The organism is Phnomibacter sp., assembly GCF_036803085.1.
Taxonomy (GTDB): Bacteria; Bacteroidota; Bacteroidia; order Chitinophagales; family Chitinophagaceae; genus Phnomibacter.
Window position 1 is genome coordinate 665576 of record NZ_DAIRUZ010000002.1, and the last position, 25943, is coordinate 691518.

16 protein-coding genes are annotated in these 25943 nt (G+C 48.4%); 2 read left to right on the forward strand and 14 right to left on the reverse strand.

Going from position 1 to position 25943, the window contains the following annotated elements:
- Window positions 1-9 precede the first annotated feature (9 nt).
- From V7Q13_RS06590 to V7Q13_RS06655, 14 genes are all read right to left on the reverse strand, one after another.
- Window positions 10-2040, reverse strand: a complete 2031-nt coding sequence (locus V7Q13_RS06590) for a glycoside hydrolase family 2 protein (protein ID WP_333799887.1) — start codon at window positions 2038-2040, stop codon at window positions 10-12.
- A 279-nt stretch (window positions 2041-2319) separates the two neighbouring features.
- On the reverse strand, window positions 2320-4620 hold the full coding sequence (locus V7Q13_RS06595; protein WP_333799888.1) for a glycoside hydrolase family 20 protein: 2301 nt from the start codon (window positions 4618-4620) through the stop codon (window positions 2320-2322).
- A 15-nt stretch (window positions 4621-4635) separates the two neighbouring features.
- Window positions 4636-6144 (reverse strand): alpha-L-fucosidase, encoded by a 1509-nt coding sequence (locus V7Q13_RS06600; RefSeq protein WP_333799889.1) that lies wholly within the window; start codon window positions 6142-6144, stop codon window positions 4636-4638.
- 22 nt (window positions 6145-6166) lie between these two features.
- Complete coding sequence (locus tag V7Q13_RS06605) at window positions 6167-7987, reverse strand: glycoside hydrolase family 35 protein (protein ID WP_333799890.1); 1821 nt, start codon at window positions 7985-7987, stop codon at window positions 6167-6169.
- A gap of 132 nt (window positions 7988-8119) precedes the next feature.
- On the reverse strand, window positions 8120-10681 hold the full coding sequence (locus tag V7Q13_RS06610) for a family 20 glycosylhydrolase (RefSeq protein WP_333799891.1): 2562 nt from the start codon (window positions 10679-10681) through the stop codon (window positions 8120-8122).
- Complete coding sequence (locus tag V7Q13_RS06615; protein ID WP_333799892.1) at window positions 10678-12177, reverse strand: sialate O-acetylesterase; 1500 nt, start codon at window positions 12175-12177, stop codon at window positions 10678-10680. The genes V7Q13_RS06610 and V7Q13_RS06615 overlap by 4 nt, the downstream gene beginning before the upstream one ends.
- Window positions 12178-12235: 58 nt before the next feature.
- Window positions 12236-13411: a glycoside hydrolase family 27 protein gene (locus V7Q13_RS06620; protein WP_333799893.1), complete on the reverse strand. Its 1176-nt coding sequence runs from the start codon at window positions 13409-13411 to the stop codon at window positions 12236-12238.
- A gap of 66 nt (window positions 13412-13477) precedes the next feature.
- The gene (locus tag V7Q13_RS06625) at window positions 13478-14659 is read right to left on the reverse strand and encodes an AGE family epimerase/isomerase (RefSeq protein WP_333799894.1); all 1182 of its coding nucleotides are present in this window, start codon (window positions 14657-14659) and stop codon (window positions 13478-13480) included.
- A gap of 26 nt (window positions 14660-14685) precedes the next feature.
- Window positions 14686-15846: a sialidase family protein gene (locus V7Q13_RS06630; RefSeq protein ID WP_333799895.1), complete on the reverse strand. Its 1161-nt coding sequence runs from the start codon at window positions 15844-15846 to the stop codon at window positions 14686-14688.
- A 27-nt stretch (window positions 15847-15873) separates the two neighbouring features.
- Window positions 15874-17106: an MFS transporter gene (locus V7Q13_RS06635; RefSeq protein ID WP_333799896.1), complete on the reverse strand. Its 1233-nt coding sequence runs from the start codon at window positions 17104-17106 to the stop codon at window positions 15874-15876.
- Window positions 17103-18224: a Kelch repeat-containing protein gene (locus tag V7Q13_RS06640; RefSeq protein WP_333799897.1), complete on the reverse strand. Its 1122-nt coding sequence runs from the start codon at window positions 18222-18224 to the stop codon at window positions 17103-17105. Before V7Q13_RS06640 ends, V7Q13_RS06635 begins: the two co-directional genes overlap by 4 nt.
- Before the next feature lie 33 nt (window positions 18225-18257).
- The gene (locus V7Q13_RS06645; protein ID WP_333799898.1) at window positions 18258-19199 is read right to left on the reverse strand and encodes a dihydrodipicolinate synthase family protein; all 942 of its coding nucleotides are present in this window, start codon (window positions 19197-19199) and stop codon (window positions 18258-18260) included.
- 84 nt (window positions 19200-19283) lie between these two features.
- Window positions 19284-20810, reverse strand: a complete 1527-nt coding sequence (locus V7Q13_RS06650; RefSeq protein ID WP_333799899.1) for a RagB/SusD family nutrient uptake outer membrane protein — start codon at window positions 20808-20810, stop codon at window positions 19284-19286.
- Between the two features lie 27 nt (window positions 20811-20837).
- Window positions 20838-24185 carry a SusC/RagA family TonB-linked outer membrane protein gene (locus V7Q13_RS06655; protein WP_333799900.1) on the reverse strand — a complete coding sequence of 1116 codons (3348 nt, stop codon included), beginning with the start codon at window positions 24183-24185 and terminating at the stop codon, window positions 20838-20840.
- 171 nt (window positions 24186-24356) lie between these two features.
- On the opposite strand from V7Q13_RS06655, the gene V7Q13_RS06660 reads away from it, so the two are divergent.
- Together V7Q13_RS06660 and V7Q13_RS06665 are read left to right on the forward strand one after the other, a co-directional pair.
- A complete protein-coding gene (locus V7Q13_RS06660) occupies window positions 24357-25067 on the forward strand; it encodes a FadR/GntR family transcriptional regulator (protein WP_333799901.1) in 711 nt (236 codons plus the stop codon).
- Between the two features lie 350 nt (window positions 25068-25417).
- Complete coding sequence (locus tag V7Q13_RS06665) at window positions 25418-25933, forward strand: UpxY family transcription antiterminator (protein ID WP_333799902.1); 516 nt, start codon at window positions 25418-25420, stop codon at window positions 25931-25933.
- Window positions 25934-25943 lie beyond the last annotated feature (10 nt).

Consider the following 25943-nt stretch of genomic DNA (forward strand, 5'->3'; position numbering starts at 1 on the left):
GATAAATCATCATTCCTCACCCGGCCATACCGATACCAGCTGGCCCGATGGACGGCGAACAATGACCACCGATTGTGGCTGGCCGTGGTCTTTCACTTCTACATATACCTGCTTACCCGGCATAGTGGTTGGAATGGTCACCGGCGTAGCATGCATCGCTTCGGCCAATGTACCACCTACCTGCACGGTGTAGCCAGTACAGCGGTGCTGCGGCAAGCCGATGCTTCCAAATAATTGCACTGTGAGCATACCTTTTTTCCAGCGGTGTACCTGTTGTACTTCCAGTGGTGAAGACAGCTCCCGCAGCACTTTCATCGATGGCTTGGGTTGGCCATACATATCGTACACGCCATGTATGCGGCGGCGATATTTCGGCTCGTCTGTAGTACCGGGATAATGGGTGCGATAATCCGTCAAATCAAAATAAATAGCCGCTTCTATATAGGGCTTGCTTTCGTATACTGCCATGTGGTAAATGAGGTCAGTGATGCGACGAGGGTCGCCACCTTTGAAGTTGGGTTCGCACAAACCAAACTCCGAAATCATCATCACTTTATCGGGATAGCTGGCATGCACACTATCGAGATAATTACCCAGTGAACCTGTGGGAATGCTCCACCAACTTCCTGCATATTCATTCATTAAAATGGCATCGCCGAGTGCTGCGGCGTCTGGCACAAATGCAGGGTGGTTATAAAAAGAATGCGCCACCGTATTGCTCACATAATTAATCATGCGGCTACTGTCGAGGCTGCGGGCAGTAGCCACCAATCCGGCAATCATTTGTTGCATCGCCGGCAATCGTCCCTGCAGTTCATTGCCCATGCCCCAGCTTACAATGGAAGGATGATTGTAGTGCTGCGCTATCATGGTTTGCACCTGCGCTGTAGCAATACGGCGAATGGTATCGTTGGCGGGTGTTTCGCCACCCCACAGCGGTACTTCTTCCTGCACCAAAATGCCATTGCGGTTGCAGAAGTCATAAAACACATCATCTTGCTGAAAATGCACTCTTGTAAATATGGCATTCACATCTTTCATGAGCTGTGCATGGCGAATGATTTCTGCTGCAGGCTCTGCAAAACCATACTGCGGATTGGAACCTGCCGTCCATTCTACACCCATCAGCTTCACGGCTTCTCCGTTCAGCCAAATTTTACCATTGTGCAATCGAAAGTTGCGAAAGCCGATATCCGCATGTTGCTTGTCAACAGCCTTCTTGCCATCCAGTACGGTTACCTCTAGGCGGTACAAATTCGGGAAGTCGAAATGCCAGGGTTGCACTTTGGGTAATGTAATTTGCAAATGTGCAATGGCCTGCTGCCATAGAGGCATTTGCGTTTGCTCGTATACGATAGTTCCCTTTTCATTGACTTCGCGTAAACGGATAACCAATTGATATGGCTTCTTCATAGCACCGGGCTGTGATACCTGCACCCGAAGTGTACCGGCACTATCGGCTTCGTGCAGTACTGGCGTAGCTTTGAGCGTAGTGAGGGCCGGCGTTTCGCTAATCAGCAATGCTACCGGACGAATCAGTCCACCATCATTGGGCCAGTCGAACGAATTGCTGAATGGTACTTTGTTGGCACTATACGCATTGTTACAGGCTACCGTAATCCGGTTCTCTTTGCCTGCTTGTACATAATAGGAAATCGGCACAAAAAACTTATTGAATCCATCCCCTGAATGCCGGGCTACTTCTTGTCCGTTTACATACACAATGGCTGTATGATTGACGGCACCAAACTGGAGTGTTAGTTGCTTGTTTTTCCACGCAGCAGGTACCATCAAGGTGTGCTGATACCATGCCCAGCCATAATGATGCTGCCATTGTTCATCTACATTCCAGGTATGTGGCAAACTCACATTTTTTCCTGCAGGTAATGTCTTTGTAAACCATTGCTGCTGCTGGCCTACTGTCGCTGTATCTGGTTGAAAAGACCACGCATTGTTCAACCAAATGGTATCTCGTTGTGCTTGAACGTTCACCAACAAGCATAGCATGCCACACAATAAAATCAGGTGTTTTTTTTTCATTGCAATGTCTTATTTAACTCAAACTCTAAAGAGCCATTCAAAGTATTTCCCGATTGATAATTAGTTAATCGATGCTCATGCAGCCTTGTTACTTTCTTTTTCTTGAAAAAAAGAAAGTAACCAAAGAATCCCGATGGCTATCGGGATCAAGGCAAACCCGACGCCTCCGGCCTCCCGATAGCTATCGGGATTGCCTTGCCAGCGCCCCCCTCTGTGCAGCTGAATAATTAAGCCTAATAGCTTTTTCAACTTTTGATTGCCTTACTTATAATTGAATAATTACTCCACAATAATTTCATCAGCAAACAACCAGCCGGGTTTACCCTCGCCGGAATGCCCCTTAGGACAAGCATCAATCACTTTGGCCGTCACCCGTATATAACGTGCTTGTACTGCTGCAGCCTTCACTGTAAAGTCTTTAATGATCGATGCTTTCTCATTACTACTCACTGTATTGTTGACTGTACCAAGGCTGCTAAATTTTTGACCATCTGCAGAATATTCAATCGTTACTGATTGCGGTAAGAAAATCCAATCGTTATACCGCTGCAGGCAACCCAATGTAACCTGCTGAATGGTTTTACTGGTGCCCAAATCAACGGTCGCCACCAAATCTTTGCCACTGAAACCATGCCAAAACTTACCCACAGCATGCATACCACGAATGCCATCGGTGAGTGAGTTTTGTCCATCGGCCTGATAGTAGCGGCTTACAGGATGTACATACTGCACCGCACTACCTACAGCTTTGTGCAACACAAAGTTTTGCGATGCTGCTTTCACGCCCATCACTTCTCCTTGTATTACTGTTACAGCTTTCACTACTGCAGATTGCTGCAGTGTAAAAGGCGCCGTGTAGCGCTGGCTGGTTACATCGGGTTCGCTGCCATCAATGCTGTAATAAATGGTACCATTCATGGCTTCGGTAGACAATTGTACCTGTACCTGGCCATTGGCCGATACGGGCTTAATGTTTACAGTAAAATTGCCCTTGCTATAATGCAAACCCTTTTGCTCAAAAGCACGAAAATGCGGCTGCAGGCGTTGGTTGAAGCCTTGCCAATCGCGGGTTTCTTTGGGGCTCCACACTACTTCGGCCAATGCCAGCATGCGGGGTAAAATCATATACTCCACATGCTCGGCAGTGGTCACATATTCTGTCCACAGGTTGGCCTGTGCACCCAATACATAACGGGCTTTATCAGCAGGCAACTCTGCCGGAATGGGCTCGTAGCTGTACACTTTTTGCAACGTGTTCATGCCTCCAATGGCACGGGGTTCACCTTCGGGCCCTGCCTGGTAATGATCGAAATAGCAAGGCGAGCCAGGCGTCATTACCACATCGTGGTTCATCTTCGCCGCTTCAATGCCACCGGCTTCACCTCTCCAGCTCATTACAGTAGCTTCGGGGGCTAGTCCGCCTTCAAGTATTTCATCCCAGCCAATCATTTTGCGGCCCTTGCTCACTACAAATTTTTCGATGCGCTGAATGAAATAGCTCTGCAGTTCTTCTTCGGTTTTCAATCCTTGCTGCTGCATGCGTTGTTGGCAACGGGCACATTTTTTCCATGGGCCTTTGTCTACTTCATCGCCACCAATGTGGATATAGGTAGATGGAAAAATAGCCATGGTTTCAGTAAGTACATCTTGCAAAAACGTAAATACAGCATCGTTACCTGCACAGTAGTTGGAAGACATGTTGCTGTAATCGCCACCAGTAAGTGGCAGTTGTGGTTGCTGTGTACAACTCAGCTCGGGGTAAGCAGCAATGGCCGACGCTACGTGGCCGGGCATTTCTATTTCGGGCACAATAGTCACGTTGCGCTGACGGGCATAGGCTACTATTTCTTTAAGCTGTGCCTGCGTGTAATAGCCGCCGTAGCTGGGCGTTTCTCCGGGCTTGGCTTGTGGTCTGCTGCCCCACACTTTATCGTTTTGATCTACCCGCCACGCACCTACACTGGTGAGCTTAGGATACTTTTTTATTTCGATTCGCCAGCCCTGATCGTCTACCAGATGCCAGTGAAACGTATTCATTTTATACGCAGCCATCAAATCAATGTATTGCTTTATTACTTCGGGGCCGAAGAAATGACGACTCACATCGAGGTGCATGCCCCGCCAGCCAAAGCGTGGCGCATCCTGCACCCGCATACAGGGTACTTGCAGCAAAGCATTGGTGCGAATGGCAGGCAATGTTTGCAGCACCGATTGCATACCATAAAAAATACCGCCATAGCTTTTTGCCTTGATAGTAATGAGATTGGCTGATACATCCAGTGTATAGCTTTCATCTTTAGGTTGCACAGGTGTAGCCAGCTGCAACACAATACGGCGGGCTGCATTAGGCTGTGCCGACAAACGGATGCCTGAAATATCGGCAATAGCTGCCCTGAACCAATCGGCTGCAGGTTTCAGCAATGCAGGCTCGTTGTATTGCAACGATACCGTTTCATTGATCAGAAAATATCCCGACAATACTTCCAGCTTGGCTGGTTGTGGAATAATAGATACCTGCTGCGCCTGCAGCTTGCCCAGCAGCAGCATGGCTGCCAGCAATACGCCAATCATTCTTTTCATTGCTTCACGTGTATTTTAATCGTTGATATGTTGGGGTTGTTTGTCGTCGTAATAAATGCCCATTTCTGCCAGCACAGGATTGGCTCTGGTACCGGTAATGCGCAACCGCATGGCAGAGGTACTAACAGCAGGAAAACGCAACAGCCGCTTATAGCCAATAGTAGTGCCTGTTGCAGCCGTCTTCCATCCGTCATGATCCAGGTATTCCAACACAAAGTTTTCTACTCTTTGGCCTTTGCGAATATCCTCCTGCAACAACAGCACATTCATGTCTTGTAGGCCCCGCCATCTCCATTCCATTTGCATGGGTTGCTGTTGGTCGAAAGTATAAGCAGTGCTATCATTCTTGTCTAAAAGTAAATTCGAATAGAGTAACGTACTTTGGGCTGATGATAGCAAATTTCGTCGGAAAATATCGTTGCGACGTTGGTGCCATTGCTGCAATGCTTTTACATCCTGTTCGTGAATAAGCCCACGTTTATCGGGCGGAATATTGAGCAGCAGTACGCCGTTTCTACCCACCGAATGGAAATAAATATCCAGCAATTGCTCCGGCGTTTTTACCAGGCTGTCTTCGCTGGCATGATAAAACCAACCCGGCCGGATAGATACATCGGTTTCGGCCGGATACCACACTAATGCTTTTGCCTTGCTGATTTTTTCGCGGCTGCCCAAATTGTCGCCCATCATATCGCCAGCTGGTTTAAAGGCCAGGTCTTGCTGCGAATTGGCTGCCACTGCTGCGGGGTCCAGATGATTGGCCGGCACCACACTCCATTCTGTAGTGCGTCCGTGGCCTGTTTCGGTACCTACCCAGCGTACATCAGGCCCCATAATGGCGATGGTGGCCTGCGGTTGCAACTTCCGAATCACTTTGTACCAGCGGTCGAAATCATACACTTGCTTTTTGCCATTGGGCCCTTCGCCATTGGCGCCATCAAACCATACTTCATCTATCTGTCCGTACTGAGTAAGCAGCTCTGTGAGTTGCTGTACAAAAAATGTATTGTACGCCTCCGTACCATAGCTCGGCTCGTGCATGTCCCAGGGCGAGAGATACACACCAAAACCGATACCGGCTTCGCGGCAGGCTTCAGCTACTTCTTTCACCACATCACCCTTGCCGTTTTTCCATGGGCTGGAGGCTACGGAATGTTTTGTGGATGTAGTTGGCCACAAGCAAAAACCATCGTGGTGCTTGGCGGTAATAATCACTTGTTTGATACCAGCTGCTTTCACGGTATTCACCCATTGCCGGGCATCGAGTTGAGAAGGATTGAACAACTGCGGATTTTCTTTTCCATCGCCCCACTCCCGGTTAGTAAATGTGTTGATACCAAAATGAAAAAATGCGGTGAGCTCTAATTGCTGCCAGCGTAGTTGCCGTGGCGTTGGAGTAACCTGCACAGCTTTGTGCAGTATTTGTGGCAGGCTGTCGGTGGGTGCAATCCATACCATGTTTTGCTGCTGTGCAGCAGCCTGCAAACAGGTGCTGGCAAGAAGTAAAGAGAGCAATCGTTTCATGTGGATGGTTGTGTAGGTGTTTTTATAACATAGAGGTAAAACCGGCAATAGCAGCGGCGGTAGATTGGTGCAGGTCCATCACCACAATCTTGTTTTGTCCTTTCTTCAACCAGGTAGCGGGGCAATACAAGCGGTATTGCGGACCAAGGTTCCAATAACGGCCCAGCAAGCGGCCGTTCACAAATACCACGCCTTTGCTGTAGCCGCTCAAATCGAGGTAAGTATCGCCGGTTTCGGTCAATGAAAATTCACCCGTGAAAAAACGGAAATCCCCATTTTGCTTGCTGGCACTTACTGCTTTCGGGAAAGGTTGTTGCATGAATGCCTCATCCACGGGCAGCAATTGTGTTTGCCAGTTCATCAGCGTCATGCCGTTGAGCGTTACACGGTCAGTGATGCCCTTGCGGTCAATCATGAACTGCGCAAAATTGATATGGCCCATGCCTTCTACAACAATGGTGAGTTCAGGTGTAGTGCTGTTGGTTTTGGGCAGTTGCACTTCCCAATTACCACCATCACGATACACGGTATCTATAAATTCTCCGTCGAGGTACACCAATGCATAATCGTGTGGCTCCCAAATTTTGAGGCGGCCACTTTTATGTCCAATCAGTTTGGTGCGGTACACAATGAAGCCCTGATTTTGGCCGTAATATTCCATGGGCTGTGGCTGTGCCGACGCATGCACTTTGGGTGCATAATCAAACAGGCTGTGGGCAGGCTGCATGCTGAAAGTCGGAATGCTGATATGCTTCACGGGAGCAGGTATGGGCGGAGCGGGCTTTCCGGTGTACTGTTCAATCAGCCGACGTAGCATGTGGTACTTCGGCGTGGCATTGCCCGACTCATCAATGGGTGCATCATAATCATAACTGGTGAGGTCGGGTTGGTACTGCGTAGGACTGAAAGCATTGGCACCAGCAGTATAGCCAAAGTTGGTGCCGCCATGTATCACATAAAAATTGAACGACTTTTTATTCGCCAGCAAAAAACTCACTTCGTTTTTCAAAGCAATGGTATCGGGTCGTGCCCATTTTTCACCCCAGTGGGTGAGCCAGCCAGGATAGGTTTCGCTGCTGAAAGAAGGTACATTGGGATTTTGGCGGGTAGCTTGTGCAAAAGCTGCTGAATCGCTACCGCTGTCCAATCCAATGGCAGCATCAATCAAACTACCTGCTTCGAGCATGTAAGGGGTTGGACCATCGGCTGTATAAAAAGGTACATCAATACCTGACTTGCGCCACATGCTGGCAAGGGTTTGCATATAGGTACGATCGTTGCCGTAAGAACCATATTCGTTTTCTACCTGCCACATCAAAATAGGGCCGCCTTTGCTGATTTGCAAATGCCGCACATGAGCAGCCAGAGCCGTTACATAGCGCTGCACCGCTGCCATGTAGCGGGTATCCATACATCGGATTTTGATATCAGGAATTTGCAACAGGTAAGTGGGCAATCCACCAAAATCCCATTCGGCACATACATAAGGCCCCGGGCGAAACAGCACCCACATACCTTCTGCAGCACACAGCTGCACAAATTCAGCCATGTTACGGTTTTCGGTATTGAAATCAAACTTGCCCTTGCTTACTTCATGATAGTTCCAAAAGATATAAGCGGCCACAGTATTGCAGCCCATGGCTTTAATCATTTGAATGCGATGACGCCAGTAGGCCTTAGGCACCCGTGCAGGATGCATTTCACCACTAATGATCTGGAATGGCTTTCCATCCAGCATAAATTCCTGTCCTTTAAAAGCAAAGCTGTGTTTGGCAGCAGGTTGTTGTGCCCAACCATTCAGCTGACAAAAAACTAATGCAATAGCTAGCAACCATTTATTCATAACTATCATTTCGTTGGATAAACAAATTTCCTCTATTCAAAAGACAATTCTTCACGATTCAGCGCAATACACGTAATAAATAAATTTATCAATAGCAGAAAGCCTATTACATGTATTTGAAAAAACTTCGTTTCATTTTGTGGCTGCTAAAAAGGTGAACATCCATTTCACCGGCTGTTGCCAGTCGGCCCGAAAGCTACCAACTGGCGCTTTGATTAGCACGGTATTCCATCCTTTCTGGAAAAATATTTTTGTCGGCGGCCGGTACGCATAGCCTTCGTCGGTGTACGGAATTTCGAGATGACCTTGCTGTCCTGCCCGCTGCCATTGTGGTGGCGCTATACGTTGCCCATTTACCCATACTTCACTACCCTTATCATCCCACGCACCTGCAGGCAATGAATGCGTGGCGGTAGAACGTGACAAATCATTGAAGCCAATCCATGCATCTGCCATGCCTGCTTCGTTGCTCCAAATTTTTCGCACAGCATACCAGGTAGTACTATCCGTAGGCTTGGCCAAATGTGAAGGAATCATGGGATGCCAAAAATGACGCAGCCAAATGGTACCTCCTGTAACGGTTGGGTATTGCTGTAGTTTCACTGTATCCCAAAAAGCGGGTTGTTCGGGTGCAAAAGACTGTTGCAGTTTACCACCATTTTTATACGGACCAATCAAGGTCCATTCAATATTGGCCTGTGGCCAGTAAGGAAAAGATTGCTGCTGAAAATACTGCTGTTGATGGGCCAGCAAGCGTTGCTCAAAAGCAGCAAAGGCCGCATGCTTCGCAGTACCCTTTGCTGCCATGGCTGTGGTATAATTTTTCCATCCCTTGCCTTGCCAGGTGCGTTCTGCAAACGTGAGCATTACCGGGTACACAGCATTCATGCGAATGAGGTCGGCTTCTACACTTACCCGCCGGTCGGGCCAGTTGCAGAGTATGGCACCACGGGCATCGGTAGTGGCAGAATCTACATCACAAATCTGATGATGGTAAGTAGTGACCACGCCATCCAGCGGATCAAAATGATTGAGGTACAAATGCCGGGAGTCAACAGCAGGATAACCCGCTTTTACTTTGGTATTGCCATTCCACATTTGCAGATAAGTTCCCTTAGGCACATTGCCGCCGGGGTCCCAGGCCCACACCTGTTTGCCGAGTGATTTGAGCAATGCCACCATCTCGGGCAGAAAACGTTGGTTGGTAATTGTTACTTCATCGCCACCAATATGTATAGCCGGTACATCGTAGGTTTCGCAAAACTCCCGCAGTATGTTTTTGCAAATGGCCATACCCGAATCGCTTTGCATGTTCACCCCCATAGCTCTTTCAAAAGCCGCACTGTGGCCGGGCATGTCTATCTCGGGTATCAGGGTAATGTGGCGTTCTTTGCAATACGCAATCAAGTCCTGCATATCGGCTACGGAGTAATACTCACCCGCATTGCGCTGCATGTGTTGCGTTGCGGTGAGCTGCGGATAACGGCGGCTTTGCAGGCGCCACGCAATATCTTCTGTAAGGTGAAAATGAAACACGTTGAGTTTGTACGCCGCCATCACATCTATCTGTGCTTTCAACTGCTGCATCGATTGAAAATTGCGGCCCACATCTACCATAAAACCCCGTACCGGAAAGGCCGGCCAGTCTTGAATGCTGACAGCCGGTATCATCACAGCATCCCGCATCAATTGATGCAAGGTTTGTAAGCCATTGAACAAGCCATGCCGGGTAGCAGCTTTCAATATGATCTTGTGTGTTGTTACCGTCAACGCATATTTTTCTGGCGAAACAGCAGCGTTGATGCTTGCATCCATCTGCAGTTCGATAGTAGGTTCATTTTGTTTTTGCTTACCCATTTGTAATTGCTGATGGGGCAGCCATTGCTGCAACAGCTTTGCTTCGGGCAGCAAGCTATCATTTGATACCACAACGTTCCGGCATTTGTACAACGGAAAACGACCCGCCTGCCATTGCAGTTGCTGCGGCATGGGAATGAGTGCCGGCTGCAACAGCAAATCGTACACATACGGATAAATGAGGTGTTTCCACAACAGATATCCTTCACCCATCAGGTGCAGGCCATCGTTGGTATAGTTTTCCTGCATATCGCCGTTGGCATTGAGAAAACCAGTATACAAATCGGCAAACACATACTGATGCTTGGCCGCCTGTGTGGCCAGCTGAGCATTCACGGTTTTGATAACGGCTGCTTTACTGGTGTGGCCACCAAATTTGCCAAAGGCAGCATTCACCGGCAGGATGCTCTGCACTATCAACTTTGTAGACGGGGATTGCTCATGCACATAATCGGCTATCAGGAAAATATTGCGCAGCAAACTATCAGCCGATACGCCTCGGGCCAAATCATTCACACCAATCATCAATACAATTTTGGCGGGTTTGTATTGTACCATTTGTGGCAGCCGATGCAGCACTCCTGCACTTACATCGCCGCTGATGCCGCGGTTCTTAATGCGCAAATCATTGAACAACTCCGGCCACTCATTGCCATCTGTAATGCTGTTGCCCACAAATACAATATCGTTACGTTGCAGCGGCAGGGCTGCAAACAAACTGTTGCGCTGATGATAGTAGGTGTTGAACAAAGAGTCGGGGTACTGCGGCAACACAGTTTGTGCCTGTGCCAAACCCATCATCCATACACAACAACAAGTAAAAATCCATTGTTTCATTGAACCGCTATTTTAAATGTGGAAGCCGGCAGCTGTGCAGCATTCAGCAAATTGCCATTGCTGTATGGCTGCCAACCATAATACACCGCTTCGGGTTTGGTAGGGCTAGAAATGATGATTTTGTTGTTGCGAATCTGTGCAGGTACTGGTGATGCGCCATTCAGTGAAAAACCTTGCAATGAAGCTGCATTCGCAGTCTGCAAACCTTTGCCATGTGCAAAGCGAATCACCACTTTTCCTTGCTTATAACGTGCACTCAAAGGCAAGGGACCAGAAGCTGTTATTTGCTGGCCATACACATCCCGCAGGGCCCACAAAGCCAGCCGTTGGCCCACTGTTTTTTTATCCGTCGGGTGTACATCATTCCTTGCACCTACATCGCTGGTTACCGCCATGCCGCTGAAGGGAATCTTGTCCAACATCAACCGTTGTTCATTTCTGAATGCAGGCCACAATGCACTCTTGTAATTCGTTGCTTCAATAGAAGAGAGTTGTACAAAATAAAAAGGCAGTGCAGGCAGTTGCCATGCCCGACGATAGTCATTTATCATCAGCTCATTCAAGGCCGCATATTCTGCTACCCGTTCTGGTTCCTGCGCATTGCTTTCACCCTGATAGCAAAGCACACCAGCAATATGCATCGGCACAAAAGCAGCCACACCAGCTGCGTATGCAAAGCCAGGCTTATACGCATGATTTGGTCCCAAATCATCTGCCGGAACTGAAGCTTTTTTGGCAGTGTTTTGAAAGCCACGTTCCCGCACCCATATGGGCAGCGCATCGTTGTTCAGCCAGTTGCCTTGTTGCTTGGCTGCCAGCTGCGGATGTGCCGCCAACGCTTTTCTCCGAATAAAAGTTTCAAGCGGTGCACCGCCTATCGAGAGTTGAATAAAACCTTGTGGTACGCCGGTATTGTTGAGCAAATGTTGGCCAAAGAAATAGGCCACGGCACTCATATCGGGCAGGCTGCTGCTATCGCAGCGTTGCCAGGTGCCTTGGTAAAATTGTTGCGTATTCAACCGGCGGATAACGGAATCAGTAAAAGCAATGTTGTAAAGATTTTTACCCGCATAGCTGGGGTTGTAAAAACGAAGTAAGGGTTGCGGTGCGGCAGCCATAGCTTCGGCTGCATGAAGCGATCTTTTCACCGGCCATTCCATATTGCTCTGGCCAATGCACAACCATACATCGCCAATGAGCAGATCTGTCAATACAACAGAATCAGTACCCGAAACAACGTACATAGACAGGGGCTGAGTACTGGCTGATTGTGCAGGCAGGTACAGCGACCAAGTGGAATCTGCGGCTACTTGTGTAACGGCGTTATGTTTACCAAGAGAAACTTGCACTGACTGTTGCGGTGTACCCTTTCCCCACACATGAATGGGCTGGTTGCGCTGCAGCAGCATCTGCGAAGCAAAAGGTGCCGCCAACTGCAAACGGGCCTGTGCTGTTACACACATCAATAATCCGCAAACAATACTCCACCACCTCATGCCATAATTTCTTTACACAGCGCATGCTTCACAACTCCATGCACCGTTTGATGAATCATTATTCTTTCTTCAGCCTGAGCACAACGGTAGCATGGCTTTCAATGCTTCCCTTCCATTGCTGGCTGCGTTTTGTTGTGGTGCCCGTCCACACATCCTGCACCGTATAGCGGCCTTCCAAACCAATGCTGGCAAAAGGCACGGCATAAGGTTGTGTAGTAGCCGATTTGTTGAGGATGGCTATTGCAACATCCCCATTCGCCAATGGCTTCAACAATACGTCAAAAGCATCATTGGAGATTATTCTTTTTGCTTGTTTCCCCAACGAATCCTGATTGATGGCAATAATGCCGGCATGCATCAAAATGCGTTTTACTTCCTGTGTCATTTGGCGTACATCGTTGGTGGCAATGAGTGGTGCCGCCATCATGCTCCACAGGCTCATGTTGGTTTGGTATTCTGTCATGGTGCAGCCTGTGCCACCCAAATCGCCGGAAGGACCTTTGTTGCCACCGAGACCTACAATCAACATGTCCGGATCGTTCCAACGACCGCTGCCGGCATACGCATGCAGCTGCACATTGGTTTCATATATACCCATCATGCTGCTCCACGAATCACGGATATCGAACGTAGTACGCCATAGCTGACCACCAGCTGCAGCAGCCCAATGCCAGGGTTGGCGTTCGCCCCATTCGCATACAGCAAAGACCATATCACGACCACTGTTGCGCAGCGCATCGGCCATGGTTTTGTAGCGTTGCTTTGCCGTAAATGAATCTTTCGGCGCATTGCAATAATCATACTTCAGGTAATCTATACCCCATGAAGCAAATGTTTTCGCATCCTGTTCTTCAAAATGTAAACTCGCCGTATAGCCGGCACAGGTAAGCGGCGCCGCATCGGAGTATATGCCCAGCTTCAAGCCCTTGCTGTGCACATAATCGGCCAGTGCTTTGATGCCCGAGGGAAATTTCTTTGGATCGGGAATGATGTTGTTTCTGTTGTCGCGGCCACCTTGCCAGCCATCGTCTATCACCAGGTATTGGTACCCAGCTTGCAGCATGCCACTGCTGTGCATGGCATCGGCTATTTCCCGTATCAGTTGTTCGTTAATGTTTTCACCAAAGTAATTCCAGGTCATCCAGGCCATGGGTGGGGTAGGTGCGAGGTTGGTTTGTGCATTGCCTTGAAAAAGACAAATACTCAGCAGACTATACAGCCAAATTTTCTTCATTGGTTTATGCAATATCTGGTCAATCAATGGTGCTGCGGTGTGGAAGCGAGGCGACTGCGTTGTTGGTTACTGCGCATAGCTTTTCAGCAGTTGCATGCAGTACCATTCCTGCCGGGGCAAATGAAACGGACCTTTGTACAAATTGCCCTTGGCAGTTTGTGCTACGCGGCCATCCCTGTGAAGGTAGCCAAACCATTCGCCATGTGCAGCATCCCGAAAATGACTGTAGGCATACTCATGAATTTGTTGGTGCCACTGTGCATATTTTTCATTGCCCGTCATCAGATAGGCCAGCAGTGTAGCAATGATGGTTTCATTTTGCGGCCACCAAAACTTCATGTCTTGCCAATACTCCTGCACGGGTTTGTTGTACACATCGCGGAAGTAAAGAATGCCGCCATAAACCTTGTCCCAGCCACGCTCCCACATATAGTCGAGCATTTTGCAACCAAGTTCTATCAAATGTGGATTGTTGTTACGATGCTTCGCTTCGTGCAGAATAAACCAGGCCCCTTCAATGGCATGACCGGGGTTGAGGGTACGGCCGTCGATGTGATCAATGATGCTGCCATCTGGCGCTACTTGCTCCATCACACAGCGGATATCATCTTTTACAAAATACTGTTCAATGTCGGCTATCCATTGCGTGATGCAATCATCACATCGAGGATCGCCAATGGTTTCCCGTAGCTGTTGTGCGGTATTCATCATAATCATGGGTACACCAATACCACGTGATGGACGAGTGCCCGTATACTTGGGCGCTAGTTTTCGTTCACCCGATGCATATTCCAGGCAACGGCCAAATACCCGGCGGGCATTGTCGGCAGCTGTTTCATCACCGCTGGCTTTGGCATACGCCGCTGCCGCAATCACATAAAAGGTTTCTGAAAAAAAGTAACGGCGTTTGCGCAGGGGCTCACCAGTTCTTGTTACATGAAAAAACATTTGCCCATCGGTATCAAAGCAATGTTTATTCAAAAAGTCGTAGCCGAGTTTGGCACCTTCCAACCACTCCTGGCGAGGCTCAACCGTGTTGTATAAAGTGCTGAGCATCCAGGTGGCACGGCCTTGTATCCACACGGCTTTGTCATCATCGATGAGTGTACCGTCTGCATCCCGCATCAATAAAAAACCACCATGTGCTGTATCGAAAGAACGGGGAAACCAAAAAGGGATTGTGCTCTCCAGCAGTTGCTGTTTATAATACTGGTGTAGCGCTGCTAAATCGTTTGTAGTGTAAGCCATCTTGCGTTCTTATAGCTGTTGCAGAATCAATTCCACTTAACCACAGTGAAAATGATTGATGCGTAATTGTCTTTTTCGTAGAGGATGCCAATTTGCTTTTTGGGCAGGGGTACAATATCTGAGTAGGCAGCATTGTCTCTTTTACCCGTTGCATCAATCAGCATATTTTTTGTCCAGGTAAAACCATCATCGTAACTGATGCGCAGCGTAAGATTGTCCCTGCTTTTGGTATCGGCAGCGTTGCAAAACGCAACAATGTGTTTGCCCTTCTTTTTACCCAGCGTTACAATGCTTCCCTGGCAAACAGGATCGGGCAGATTGTTGTCGAAATAAACACTGTCCCATTTTGCACCACCATCTTTACTGATAGCAATTAATCTTGCCCGCACATCACCTTTCTGGTTACGGATATTCATCATCAAACGGTCGCCGGAAATTTGCGTGGCCATGGCTTCGTTGCCACCCACCCGATCAACGGTTTCACTCAGCTGAAATGTTTTGCCATGATCATCGGTATAAAAACCATGTGCCTTGTAATCTTCGAAATGTTGCAATGGCTCGCCGGCAGAATGATTAGCGGCAACAAAAATGCGGCCTTTGTATACACCAGTACTAAACTGCATGGCATGGCCGGGCGTGTTGGCATAACTGCGCCAGTCTTCGGAAAAATTATAGGCTGCATTGGTAGCCGGTTGTTTGGGGCGATGCGTTTGTGTGGTGATGTTCACCGCTTCACTCCAGGTAATGCCACCATCGGTAGAGGTTTTGTACCACACTTCCCGCAGGCCTTTTCCTTTGCGTACTTCCCCTTCATGATTGTTGCCGGTGTTGTAAAACAAAAACACCCGGCCTTGCGGATACATCGGGTCTGTCAGGTCTACCACAGGTGCGGGGTTGCCCGCCTGTAGCTGATCGTAATCTACAATCGTTTGCAGGCTGGTCCATGTTTTTCCGCCATCGGTGCTGCGTTTCAATACGATGTTGATATCGCCAAAATCGCCGGCATTATTTACACGGCCTTCGGCAAAGGCAAGTAAAGTGCCGTTCTTCAACGCCACAATAGCCGGAATGCGATAGCTCTTATGCCCTTCCTTCCCCGATTCAAATACAGTAACGGGTGCAGTTTGTGCTATCACAATCGTTGTTGTGATGAATAAAACGATAACACTCAAACAAAATCTTTTCATGTGCAATGGTATAAAACGGATGAATGATTAAGCTGCTGCTTCAGTATTAGCTTTTGGTTTTAAAAACCACAACTGTATAAGTAAGGCAAATGCAACAATGCCACCGAGCATGGCGAAGTCTTTACCCAAATTGCCGGCATCGGTTGATTTGCCCAGCCAATCGGTGATGAAAGCTCCGGCAAACACGCCGGTCATATTCATTAAACCATACGCAGTGGCCCGGTATTTTGATGACACAAACTGACAAAGGATGGGCATGTTGTTGGCATCGAACATACCAAAGCCAAAACCAAAACAAAATGCTGCTCCAATAACGCTGAACAATGAACTGCCAAAGCCAATGAACAACAAGGCAGGAATGGTTAAGCCCAAACCGATAGCACTGGTGTAAATGCGGCCCCGAATATTTTTTTGCACCCAACGGTCGGATAAAATACCGCCAAAGATGACACCAATAAAAGAAGATGCGGCAATAGTAATGGTTGACAATGGACCAGCTTTCGACATATCAATATGCAGGCTGTCGGCAAACAAAGTGGGCAGCCAGTTTTTGACACCCCATCCCGGCAAGCTGGGCACAGCAAAATACAATAGGATAATCCAGAAAGAAATATTGCTGAAGAGGAGTGCCAATCCTTTCGTAACAGAAGGCTTCTCAGTGCTACTTCTTTCTACTGTAGTTGATTTTTTCTCCCTTAAAAAAAACATTAATACAAAGGCATACACTATACCAATCAATCCAAAAGTATGAAAGGCTGCCTTCCACGAAAAAGCAGCAGCCATGGTAGCACCAAAACCACCCAATGCCTGGCCCATGTACAAGCCCGTCATGTGAATGCCAATGGCAAGTGATCTTGTTTTGTCGCTGTGATAATCGGCAATGAGTGCCAGGCCCGCCGGTATGTACAAGGCCTCACTTACACCCATAATGGCACGAAGCCAGTAGAGCTGTGTAAAGTTTTGTGCATAGCCCATGGCGAGTGTAACGGCACTCCACACAAACAAACTGATAACGATCAGCCATTTACGATTTACCCTGTCCGCTATTATGCCCGCTACCGGGCTCATAAAACCATAGATCCACAAAAAGATGGCCATGAGCCTGCCAAAGTTGGTGGCGGTTTGCAACTCAGCAATATCCGCCATCATGGAGGGTTTCATGGTACTCAGCATTTGCCGGTCCATGTAGTTGAGCAGGGCCACTACCCACAGCAGCCCAACTACCACCCATGCATACGATTTGTGCTGTTGCAAACTCATAGCCAATGCAATTTAACGGATATGATATACGGGCTACGTACGCCGGCTTTTACTTCACCACTTGGTATAAACACCCACTGCTTCCATGGTACTGCTATAGTAGTAACCGGTGTTGCATAAGGCAATCTCCCTGCTTCTTTCCATCTTTTACTATCCACATGGTATTGATACACTTGCTGATGAAACCCCGGATGCTGACTTTGTAAAGCAATCTTTTGCTCATTCAATTTGGCTGCTTGTGCAGCATCTTTGGTTTGTGCAATGGATTGTATCAAAGCTTCCACCTGATAAAAAGTTTCACCGGTATCGCCACCAAAAAGCATCAATCCATCTTTTGTAACCACTGCTGTTCCGGCAGACAATGCAACTGGCATATCAGCCAAGGATGTCCATGCTTTCGATGTTACATCCATACTGTAGAGTTTTGATGAAAATGCACTTAAGCCATTGCTTTGTTTATACCGGCCAGCCGCTGCAAACAGTATGTGCTTACCCTGTTGCTTTCGGTGCAGCAATACAAAGTGCGATAGTGGTTGTGGCAAAGCAATCCAACTGGTCCATCCTTTGGCTGGTGCCTGCAAATCGAGGCGATACATGGCGGCGGTAGTACCTGCTGCTGTTTCGCCACCGCCTACATACACATAGCGGTCATCGGTACAAGCAGCAGCGTTGGTAGTAGCCACCGGCAAGTCGGGCAGGGCGGTTGTTTGCAATTGCCCCGTGGCCGATAAGCTGAGCAGCCAACAAGCTTTGCTCAACCCTTTTGCCGATTCGCCACCGGCCACCACAATTCCATCAGCAGTACTGCACACGGCAGCATATGCCAGCGGCTCCGGTAGCAAGCCCGTTCTTTCCAGCAGGAGCTCCGCATTTTTTTGAATGGCATAAATGTATACCCGTTGTTGATATACTTTTTTGCCACCCAGCCAGGGCATGCCATCCGGAAAATTAGCACCACCCGCTACCAGCAGGCAGTTGTCGTACACGCCGGTAATAGGCCCGGCCACGCCTTGTACAGCTGCTGCTCCGGCATGGGTAAGGTCGGCAGCCAGTTTCCAATGCTGCAATACAGGCACTGCCTGCTGTGCAGCCACAGGTTCTGCGGTTTGCATCATCATGAGGAGAAATATCAGCAACAGGCACCGCATGGCTTATGCAAGGGTAGCCTGTGGTAACTGTGAACAATAAGTTGCAAATTGCTGCGCCGCATTGTCTTGCGTAAATGCTTCAAACTGTGCGGTACTCATGTTTTGTACCGGCAGGCGAAACTGTCCGCAATCCAATCCAATCAACTTCATAAATGCCTTTCCGGTAGCAATGCCACCGTACTTGCCCAGCAACCGGATCATATCAATAGATTGCTGCTGCAAGGCACGGGCTTTTTCTAAATCACCGGCTTCAAAAGCAGCAATGAGTTGCAGGTACAGCGGTGTGGCATAGTTGAAAGTGCTACCCACAGCACCTTTGGCACCCAGTGCCAATGCGGCCAGCATGTTTTCATCGCGGCCCCACAGCATATCATATTGCCCGTTGGCAAAATGAAGACAGGAGAGGAAATCCATGAAATCTTCATGCGTGTATTTGATGCCCGCAAAATTCGGCAGGCGCCCATGAATCGCTTTCAACAAATCATACATCGTATGCTGCACACCCGTAAGTACCGGAATGTGGTAATAATAGAAAGGCAAATCGGGCACAGCAGCAGCCACTTCTATGCAACAATCAGCGAGGGCCTGCACACTGGCCGGTTTAAAATAAAAAGGGGCGGTAAACGATACAGCATCCATGCCAGCATCACGGGCAAACAGGGCCAGCTCCTTACAATCAGTAAGGCTGGTACCACCGAGTAACGGCATTACGGTAAAGTCCGCATCGTTAGCAGCTACTTTGCCCCAGGCAGTAATTACCGCCATCTTTTCTTTGGCCGTCAGCGATACGCCTTCACCTGTGCTTCCACAAATAAAAGCCCCTTTTACACCATTGTTTTTTAACAAAGCATAGTAAGCAGGAATCATTTCTGTATGAAGACTTCCATCGGCATGCATAGGGGTAAATGGCGCTGCAATCAACCCTTCGAGGTGTGGCAAAGACATAATTCAAATACTTGAGGATGAGAAAATACAAGGGGCACTTGACTACCCCTTGCTATCAAAACTACTGCTTATGAGAAACCAATATTAGTATCCTGCAGTTTGCACCAGCAATGGATCGTTGTTGAGCATGGTGAGTGACAACGGCAGGAGGAATTTGGCGGCGGTAGACGCAGAGAAATACGTGGGATTTACATTGGCATACACATAGGTATCGCCTGCACGGCGCAGGGCCCACCAGCGTTTGCCTTCCGCTATAAATTCCCGCAGGTATTCTTCCAGTATCGCATTCATATTGGCCGTAACACCCGCATTGGTATGCGGTGTATAACCAGCACCGTATGCACGAAGGCGAACAGCATTGATTTCTGCAGATGGGTCTTCACCCAATTTTGCTTTTGCTTCTGCCAGCAACAACAACACATCAGCATAACGATAAATGGGGAAATCGTTGTTGTAAATCTGAGAGGTACCAGCTGTAGTACCAATGTACTTCGTGAGCATCACACCTCTTACAGCATGTGGTGGCGCTGTAGAATACATGGTTTTGAAGCTGTAGTTGATGCGCTGATCCGGAGTACCACTGGTAAGGCGGGTGAGCATGGTTTGGTTGAAACCAACCCGGTTGGCACCATTCACATACGGATAAACAGATGATACAGTAGGCGTAGGTGCTTGTGCAAATGATAAAGTGTTTGCCTGAATAGAGTTCACCAAAAAACTACCAAACATACCCATCTGCGATTGTTGCAATTCATAGTTAATCGCAAAAATAATTTCCTTGTTATTGGTCTTTTTAGTGGGGTCAAATACATCGGCATAGTTGGCCTGCAAATCCAGCGTAGCACCTTGCAAATTGCGGATTTCCTGCAAGGCTGTTTTAGCAGTAGTGAAATCGGCAGTACCGCCACCCATGTGCGTACCCGACCATAAATACACATCACCCTTGAGTATTTGTGTAGCCACACGGCTCCAGTATACCCGCTTGCCAGTTGGAAGCGTATTGCTGCTGCCAAACAACTTCAGCGATTCTTCAATGTCAGCCTTCACCTGTGTCATTACCGTATCAACACCGGTACGACGCTTATAGGTTTCTGCAGCATTGTTGATGGCTTCTACCGGTTCTGTATTCAACGGTACATTGCCCCATGTACGTAGCATAGTGTAATACACATATGCCCGCAAGCCATACACTTCTGCCAGTATGCGGTTCTTTTCTGCCGCAGGCAAAGTGGTTTGCGGAATAATTTTGATAACGTTGTTGTAATTGTAGATGAGGTTATAAAAACCACCCCAGTTACTAAAAGGTACGTTGAGTGCACTAATGTTGTGGCGATACAAGTTTTGCAAACCACCATCCACCGATTCTGTAAACAAACCATCTACCCAAAGGTCGGAGCGCATTTCGCCCAATTGAAAAAATGTACCGGCATACGAACGGGTGAGGCCATATACGCCATGATACAACGTACGGGCTGCGTTAGGATCACTCAATGCCTGGTCTTTACTAATGGTATCCTGTGGCACCACAGCATCCAGATCTTTGGTGCAGGAAGCCATGCCTGCCATCAGCAGCAGGAGGCCCGATATGAAGAGGAGTTTATTCTTTTTCATTGCAAATAATTTAAAGTTGAAAACCAATTACAGCGTTACCCGTACACCAATGGTGAGGCGCTTTGGCAGCGGAAACTTGCCCTGATCTACACCACCCACTTCGGGGAAGTTGCCACTGTAGCCAGAGAGATACAACAGGTTGCTACCGGTTACATTCACACTCAATCCTTTGATGCGGTTGGCGAGGTACTTGCTCAGCACAGAGGCAGGCAAATCATACGCCATGGTGAGTTCACGCAGCATTACATAGTCGCCTTTCTCCCACAGGTTGGCAGCAGGGTTGTTGCCGCTGGCATCTGTAGCATAGTTGCGACCCTGGTTGGCCCAGTAGTAGCGTGGCATAGTAGCAGTGGGGTTGCTGGGCATCCATGTTTTCAACACATCGGTAGTAGAGTTTTGCGAACCCTGTACCTGATTGAGACCCCGCATAATCTGGTTGTTCAAAATCACAAATCCAAAAGCGTAATCGAAACCGGCATACAGGCGAATGCCTTTGTAAGCAGCTGCCACATTAAAGCCACCCATGTGCTGTGGGGTAGTGCGGCCTACATATACAAACTGACGTGAGTCGATAGTATCGTTTTGATACACCTGATGCCAATCGGCATCGCCCAATTGCTTGATGCGCTTATTGGTATAAGGCAGGAAAGCATTGTACACATTGGCATCGCTGGTAATTTTTCCGGCGTCTGTATACACGCCATCCCACTTGGGTGCCCATACTTCATCAAGGCCAATGCGTTTCCCTTCTACCATACCACCTACATACATCTGTTGGCCGGGGTTTTTAGGATCCCACACAAAGAAACCATTGGTACGGTTGCCGGGCAGTGCGTTGAATGGCAGTTTTTTGGCAAAGCTGCGCACATGGAAATAGTTGGCACCTACTTCGAGGCTGAATCCATCCGCCTTCTTCGGCTCTATCAGTCGGGCATTTACCGCTATTTCCACACCCTTGTTTTGCAACTGACCCAGGTTGGTGGTAAAGCTGCCAAAACCAGTTTGAGAAGAAATATTCAAACCCGCCAGTTTATCAAACACATTGCGGATGAAGTAATCGAAGTTCACGGTAATCCTGTTGTTCAGGAAACCGAGGTCGGCACCAAAGTTCAGGCTGTTGGTACGTTCCCAACGCAGGTCGGAGTTGATGTAAGACGCAGCATACGTACCACCAAAACCATTGTAGGTACCCGCATTGTTGTACACCTGTGCAGTGGCAAAAAAGCCAAGCGAATTCACGTTACCGTTTACACCATAGCTCACCCTTGGCTTTACGCTGCTCAGGATTTTGGCTATGCCACTGGCTGCATAAAAATCTTCGTTGTGCAGGTTCCAGCCCACAGATACACCGGGGAAAGTACCATAGTAGTTGCCTTTTTTCAAGCGGCTGCTACCATCTACCCGTACAATACCGGTTACCAGATAGCGGTTGCGGTACGTATAGTTTACCCGGCCAATGGCTGACGTAATTTTTTCCCACTGGTTAAAGTTGGAAGAAGCACCTGCAGGGTTTACAATGGTGGTACCCTGTACGTTGGGCGGTGTAGCAGCGGTGAGCCAGGGTATAAGATCGGTGGGTGCACCTTGTGCAAAACCAGAGCTTACATAGTTTCTGTACTCATAAAATTCCGTACCAGCCAGTGCTGTAATGGTATGTCCTTTAAAATTCTTGTTGAACTGCAGGAAGGCATTCGTCGTATACTGAATAGCCTTGTTGTTGTTGAAGCTGGCAGCACGGTTCGTATTCATGGCACCGCCATTACCCTGCTGGTAAGCCTTTGTAAAGAAATCGTTGGTCGTAAACTGGTAGTAACCAGAACCACTGGCCAATACTTTCAGGTAAGGCAAAATGGTATACTCCAGGTTGATGCCGCCCAGAAAACGCTGCTGGCTCGTTCTGTTCACTGTGAGGTTGCTCCAGTACATGGGGTTACCCAGTGTTACATCATTCGGTCCGGGCAATATAGCACCGGAAGTATCATTTGTATACCGAACAGTAGGCGCCACACCTACAAAGCGCTGCAGCAAACCACCCGCTGCACCACCTTCAGGATCTACACCACCAAACTGACCGTAAGGCAATGCCTGCTCTACATTGTAAGCACCAATGTTAGTGGTAATCTTCAGGTTTTTGCCCACATTGAGGCCACCGTTAAAGTTCATGTTCATGCGCTTCAACCAAGAGCCGATAATCATACCATTATCCCGAACGGTACCCAGCGACAATGCATAAGAGCCCTGATCGTTGGCACCCGAAAAATTGATATTGTGTTCGTTGGTATTTACCTGTTGTAAAATCATGGCTTCGCGGTCTCTGGCACTCAGGTCGGTGTACAGAATGCTATCCATTTGATTCACATTAAACGGATTGGGATCTACCAGCAGTTTCCAACCGGGCTTGCTCAGCAGGCCGCGGTTCTGATCGTTCAGCAACTGCGTGGTGTACAATCCTTCCGGCGAACGCCAGCCATTGTTTACGGCCCAACCCCAGGCACCTACCAGTTGGCCACGGTCGGTATTCATGGCATTTGTATTGTTGTCCAATGAGTCGCCACGAAACCGCGACTGCAAACCAAAACGGTTCATGCGGATATAATCGGCCGCACTCAGGTATTCTGATGGGTTGCGGCGGATATAGTTGGCGGTATGGCTGTAAGAATAGGTCACCTGTGCTTTTCCCTTACGACCTTTTTTGGTGGTTACCAATACCACACCGTTGGCAGCACGGGCTCCATAAATGGCTGTGGTTGCCGCATCTTTCAACAGGTCGATGCTGGCCACATCATTGATGTCCAAACCATACAGCGAAGGCACAATCACCCCATCCAAAATAAACAGGGGCGTACCACCACCGCCAAACTCGGTACCACCGCGAAACGAAATCGACGGCGTAGTACCCGGCTGGCCGGTACGCTGCTGCACCCGCAGGCCGGGAGCATTGCCCTGAAGCACAGTAGCCACGTTGGTGCTGGGGCTGTGTTCAAATGTTTTGGGATTTACCGAAGCCACAGCGCCGGTTACCTCTTTGCGCTTTTGCGTACCATAACCGGTTACCACCACTTCATCCAGCTGGCTGATACTTGCTTTCAACGTAACATTTACGACGGCTGCTGTACCTACCCGCACTTCAGTTGTGTTGAAGCCCGTCATTGAAAAAACCAGCACTTCACCCTGCGTTGCCTCAATGCTAAAATCGCCGGAGGCATTCGACTGAGTGCCGGTTGTTTTTCCCTTAATGGTTACGGAAACGCCTGCAAGAGGCTTTGCATCATCATCCAAAATTCTTCCCGAAATCTTCCCGGTCTGTGCAAAGGAGGCCATTGCCAGCAGGGTGAAGACTGCAAGAAAACATTGTTTTAAAAACGTCAATTTCATGACAAGCAGTTTTTGTTTTTGTATTATGTATGACATAATAAAGGTAACAAAATTTTATTCTGATTTTCAAAATAAATCTTTTTAGGAACCTAACTCACTATAAATCAATGAATAATTACTCTGTATAGCAAAAAAGCATTTTCCCTACCTTTGAATGAAGTAATACATAATATGGCCATTGAACCTATAGACACTGCTTTTACCTCCATCGAAAACAGCTCGCTGGTGGATAGGGTAGAAGCCAGCCTGGTAGCGCTGCTGCAGCAGCAAAAGCTGAAAGTAGGCGACAGCATTCCCAAGGAAATGGAGCTGGCCGAAAAACTAGGTGTAAGTCGTACTGTTGTGAGGGAAGCCCTGCTACGACTGCGGCTAATGGGTTTGATAGAATCGAAAAAGAAGAAGGGTGCCGTTATTACCAGCCCCGACCTGTTTGGCAACCTCAGCAAAAGCATGAACCCGCACATCCTGAGTCCGGAAACCCTGCGGGAAATTTTCGAAATCCGCCTGGTGCTCGAAATCGGGATGGCCGACTTCCTGTTTCACCGCATTACCAAAGAAGACATTGCCGAACTGCGCCACATAGTAGCCAGCGAACCACCGGTTACGCAATACCACTTGTTCAATGTGCAGCACGAAATTGCCTTTCACGGTAAACTGTACGACATTACAGGCAACGAAACCCTGCACAAGTTTCAAAACATGCTGCTACCGGTGTTCGATTACGTACACCACAGCGGCCTGCTCAAAAAGCAGCCCCTGCTCAAAGTGTTTGTATCGCACAAAGAGCTGGTCGACATCCTCGAAAACGGTACCCCGGAAGAATTTCGCAACGGCATGCGCAACCATTTGGAAAACCATTTTGCCCGCTTGTTTGAAGCATAAAAAATCCTTTCGCCAACAAGCTTTACACAGCCGCCATAAAGATGACGCCACAGCGGCGGTCAACTGCACCGAACCCCCTACTTTTACGGCACTGATGAGAACAGTAAAACCCCTGATCTGAGAATGTGCTGCGAACGACCTGAGGTAACATGGTTTGGGGGCTCTTGATTCCTAAAATTGTTATACGCATACAGGTTGTTTGTGGTGGATTTCTTACCGCAGGCAGCCTTATTTTTTGCGGTACTTTTCAGGCCTGTTCTAATACCACTTACTGCAGCCCATGGATGCTTTTTTTTAAAAGCCGAATGTGACTGAGATGGCGAAGCTTTGAACAAAATTGATGGATAGCATTGTCTGCTACACTACCCATATCACCCGAAGCCAGCTGGCTGGCCGTGTACACCAAGCCCCGCTGGGAAAAAAAAGTGCATGCCCGCCTGCAGGCCAAAGGCATTGTAAGCTATTGCCCCCTCAATGTGGTACACCGCCAATGGAGCGACCGCATCAAAAAAGTAGAAGAGCCTCTCTTTAAATCTTATGTATTTGTGCAGGTGCTGCCGCCGGCACAATCCGAGGTTCGCCTCACCGAAGGCGTCATCAATTTTGTGTACTGGAATGGAAAGCCCGCCGTTATTCCGCCGCATGAAATAGACACCATCCGTCGTTTTTTAAACGAATACGACAATGTAGAAGCCCTGCCAGTATTGGCACCCGGCCAGCGGGTACAAATTCAATCGGGCCTCATGATGGGTGCCACTGCCGTAGTAGAAAAAATTGACAACCGCTGGGTAGGAGTGAGCATCGAGAGTATTGGCTACCGCCTGCGGGCCAAAATAGACAGCCGCAGGCTGCAACGCATTCCTTAACTTTCTGCTG

Excerpts from the sequence above, each read along its gene's own strand:
- V7Q13_RS06635 (WP_333799896.1), bottom strand. The coding sequence starts at position 17,106 with ATGAGTTTGCAACAGCACAAATCGTATGCATGGGTGGTAGTTGGGCTG.
- V7Q13_RS06640 (WP_333799897.1), bottom strand. The coding sequence starts at position 18,224 with ATGATGATGCAAACCGCAGAACCTGTGGCTGCACAGCAGGCAGTGCCT.
- V7Q13_RS06605 (WP_333799890.1), bottom strand. The coding sequence starts at position 7,987 with ATGAATAAATGGTTGCTAGCTATTGCATTAGTTTTTTGTCAGCTGAAT.
- V7Q13_RS06600 (WP_333799889.1), bottom strand. The coding sequence starts at position 6,144 with ATGAAACGATTGCTCTCTTTACTTCTTGCCAGCACCTGTTTGCAGGCT.
- V7Q13_RS06590 (WP_333799887.1), bottom strand. The coding sequence starts at position 2,040 with ATGAAAAAAAAACACCTGATTTTATTGTGTGGCATGCTATGCTTGTTG.
- V7Q13_RS06655 (WP_333799900.1), bottom strand. The coding sequence starts at position 24,185 with ATGAAATTGACGTTTTTAAAACAATGTTTTCTTGCAGTCTTCACCCTG.
- V7Q13_RS06625 (WP_333799894.1), bottom strand. The coding sequence starts at position 14,659 with ATGGCTTACACTACAAACGATTTAGCAGCGCTACACCAGTATTATAAA.
- V7Q13_RS06595 (WP_333799888.1), bottom strand. The coding sequence starts at position 4,620 with ATGAAAAGAATGATTGGCGTATTGCTGGCAGCCATGCTGCTGCTGGGC.
- V7Q13_RS06615 (WP_333799892.1), bottom strand. The coding sequence starts at position 12,177 with ATGAGGTGGTGGAGTATTGTTTGCGGATTATTGATGTGTGTAACAGCA.
- V7Q13_RS06650 (WP_333799899.1), bottom strand. The coding sequence starts at position 20,810 with ATGAAAAAGAATAAACTCCTCTTCATATCGGGCCTCCTGCTGCTGATG.
- V7Q13_RS06630 (WP_333799895.1), bottom strand. The coding sequence starts at position 15,846 with ATGAAAAGATTTTGTTTGAGTGTTATCGTTTTATTCATCACAACAACG.
- V7Q13_RS06620 (WP_333799893.1), bottom strand. The coding sequence starts at position 13,411 with ATGAAGAAAATTTGGCTGTATAGTCTGCTGAGTATTTGTCTTTTTCAA.
- V7Q13_RS06645 (WP_333799898.1), bottom strand. The coding sequence starts at position 19,199 with ATGTCTTTGCCACACCTCGAAGGGTTGATTGCAGCGCCATTTACCCCT.
- V7Q13_RS06660 (WP_333799901.1), top strand. The coding sequence starts at position 24,357 with ATGGCCATTGAACCTATAGACACTGCTTTTACCTCCATCGAAAACAGC.
- V7Q13_RS06610 (WP_333799891.1), bottom strand. The coding sequence starts at position 10,681 with ATGAAACAATGGATTTTTACTTGTTGTTGTGTATGGATGATGGGTTTG.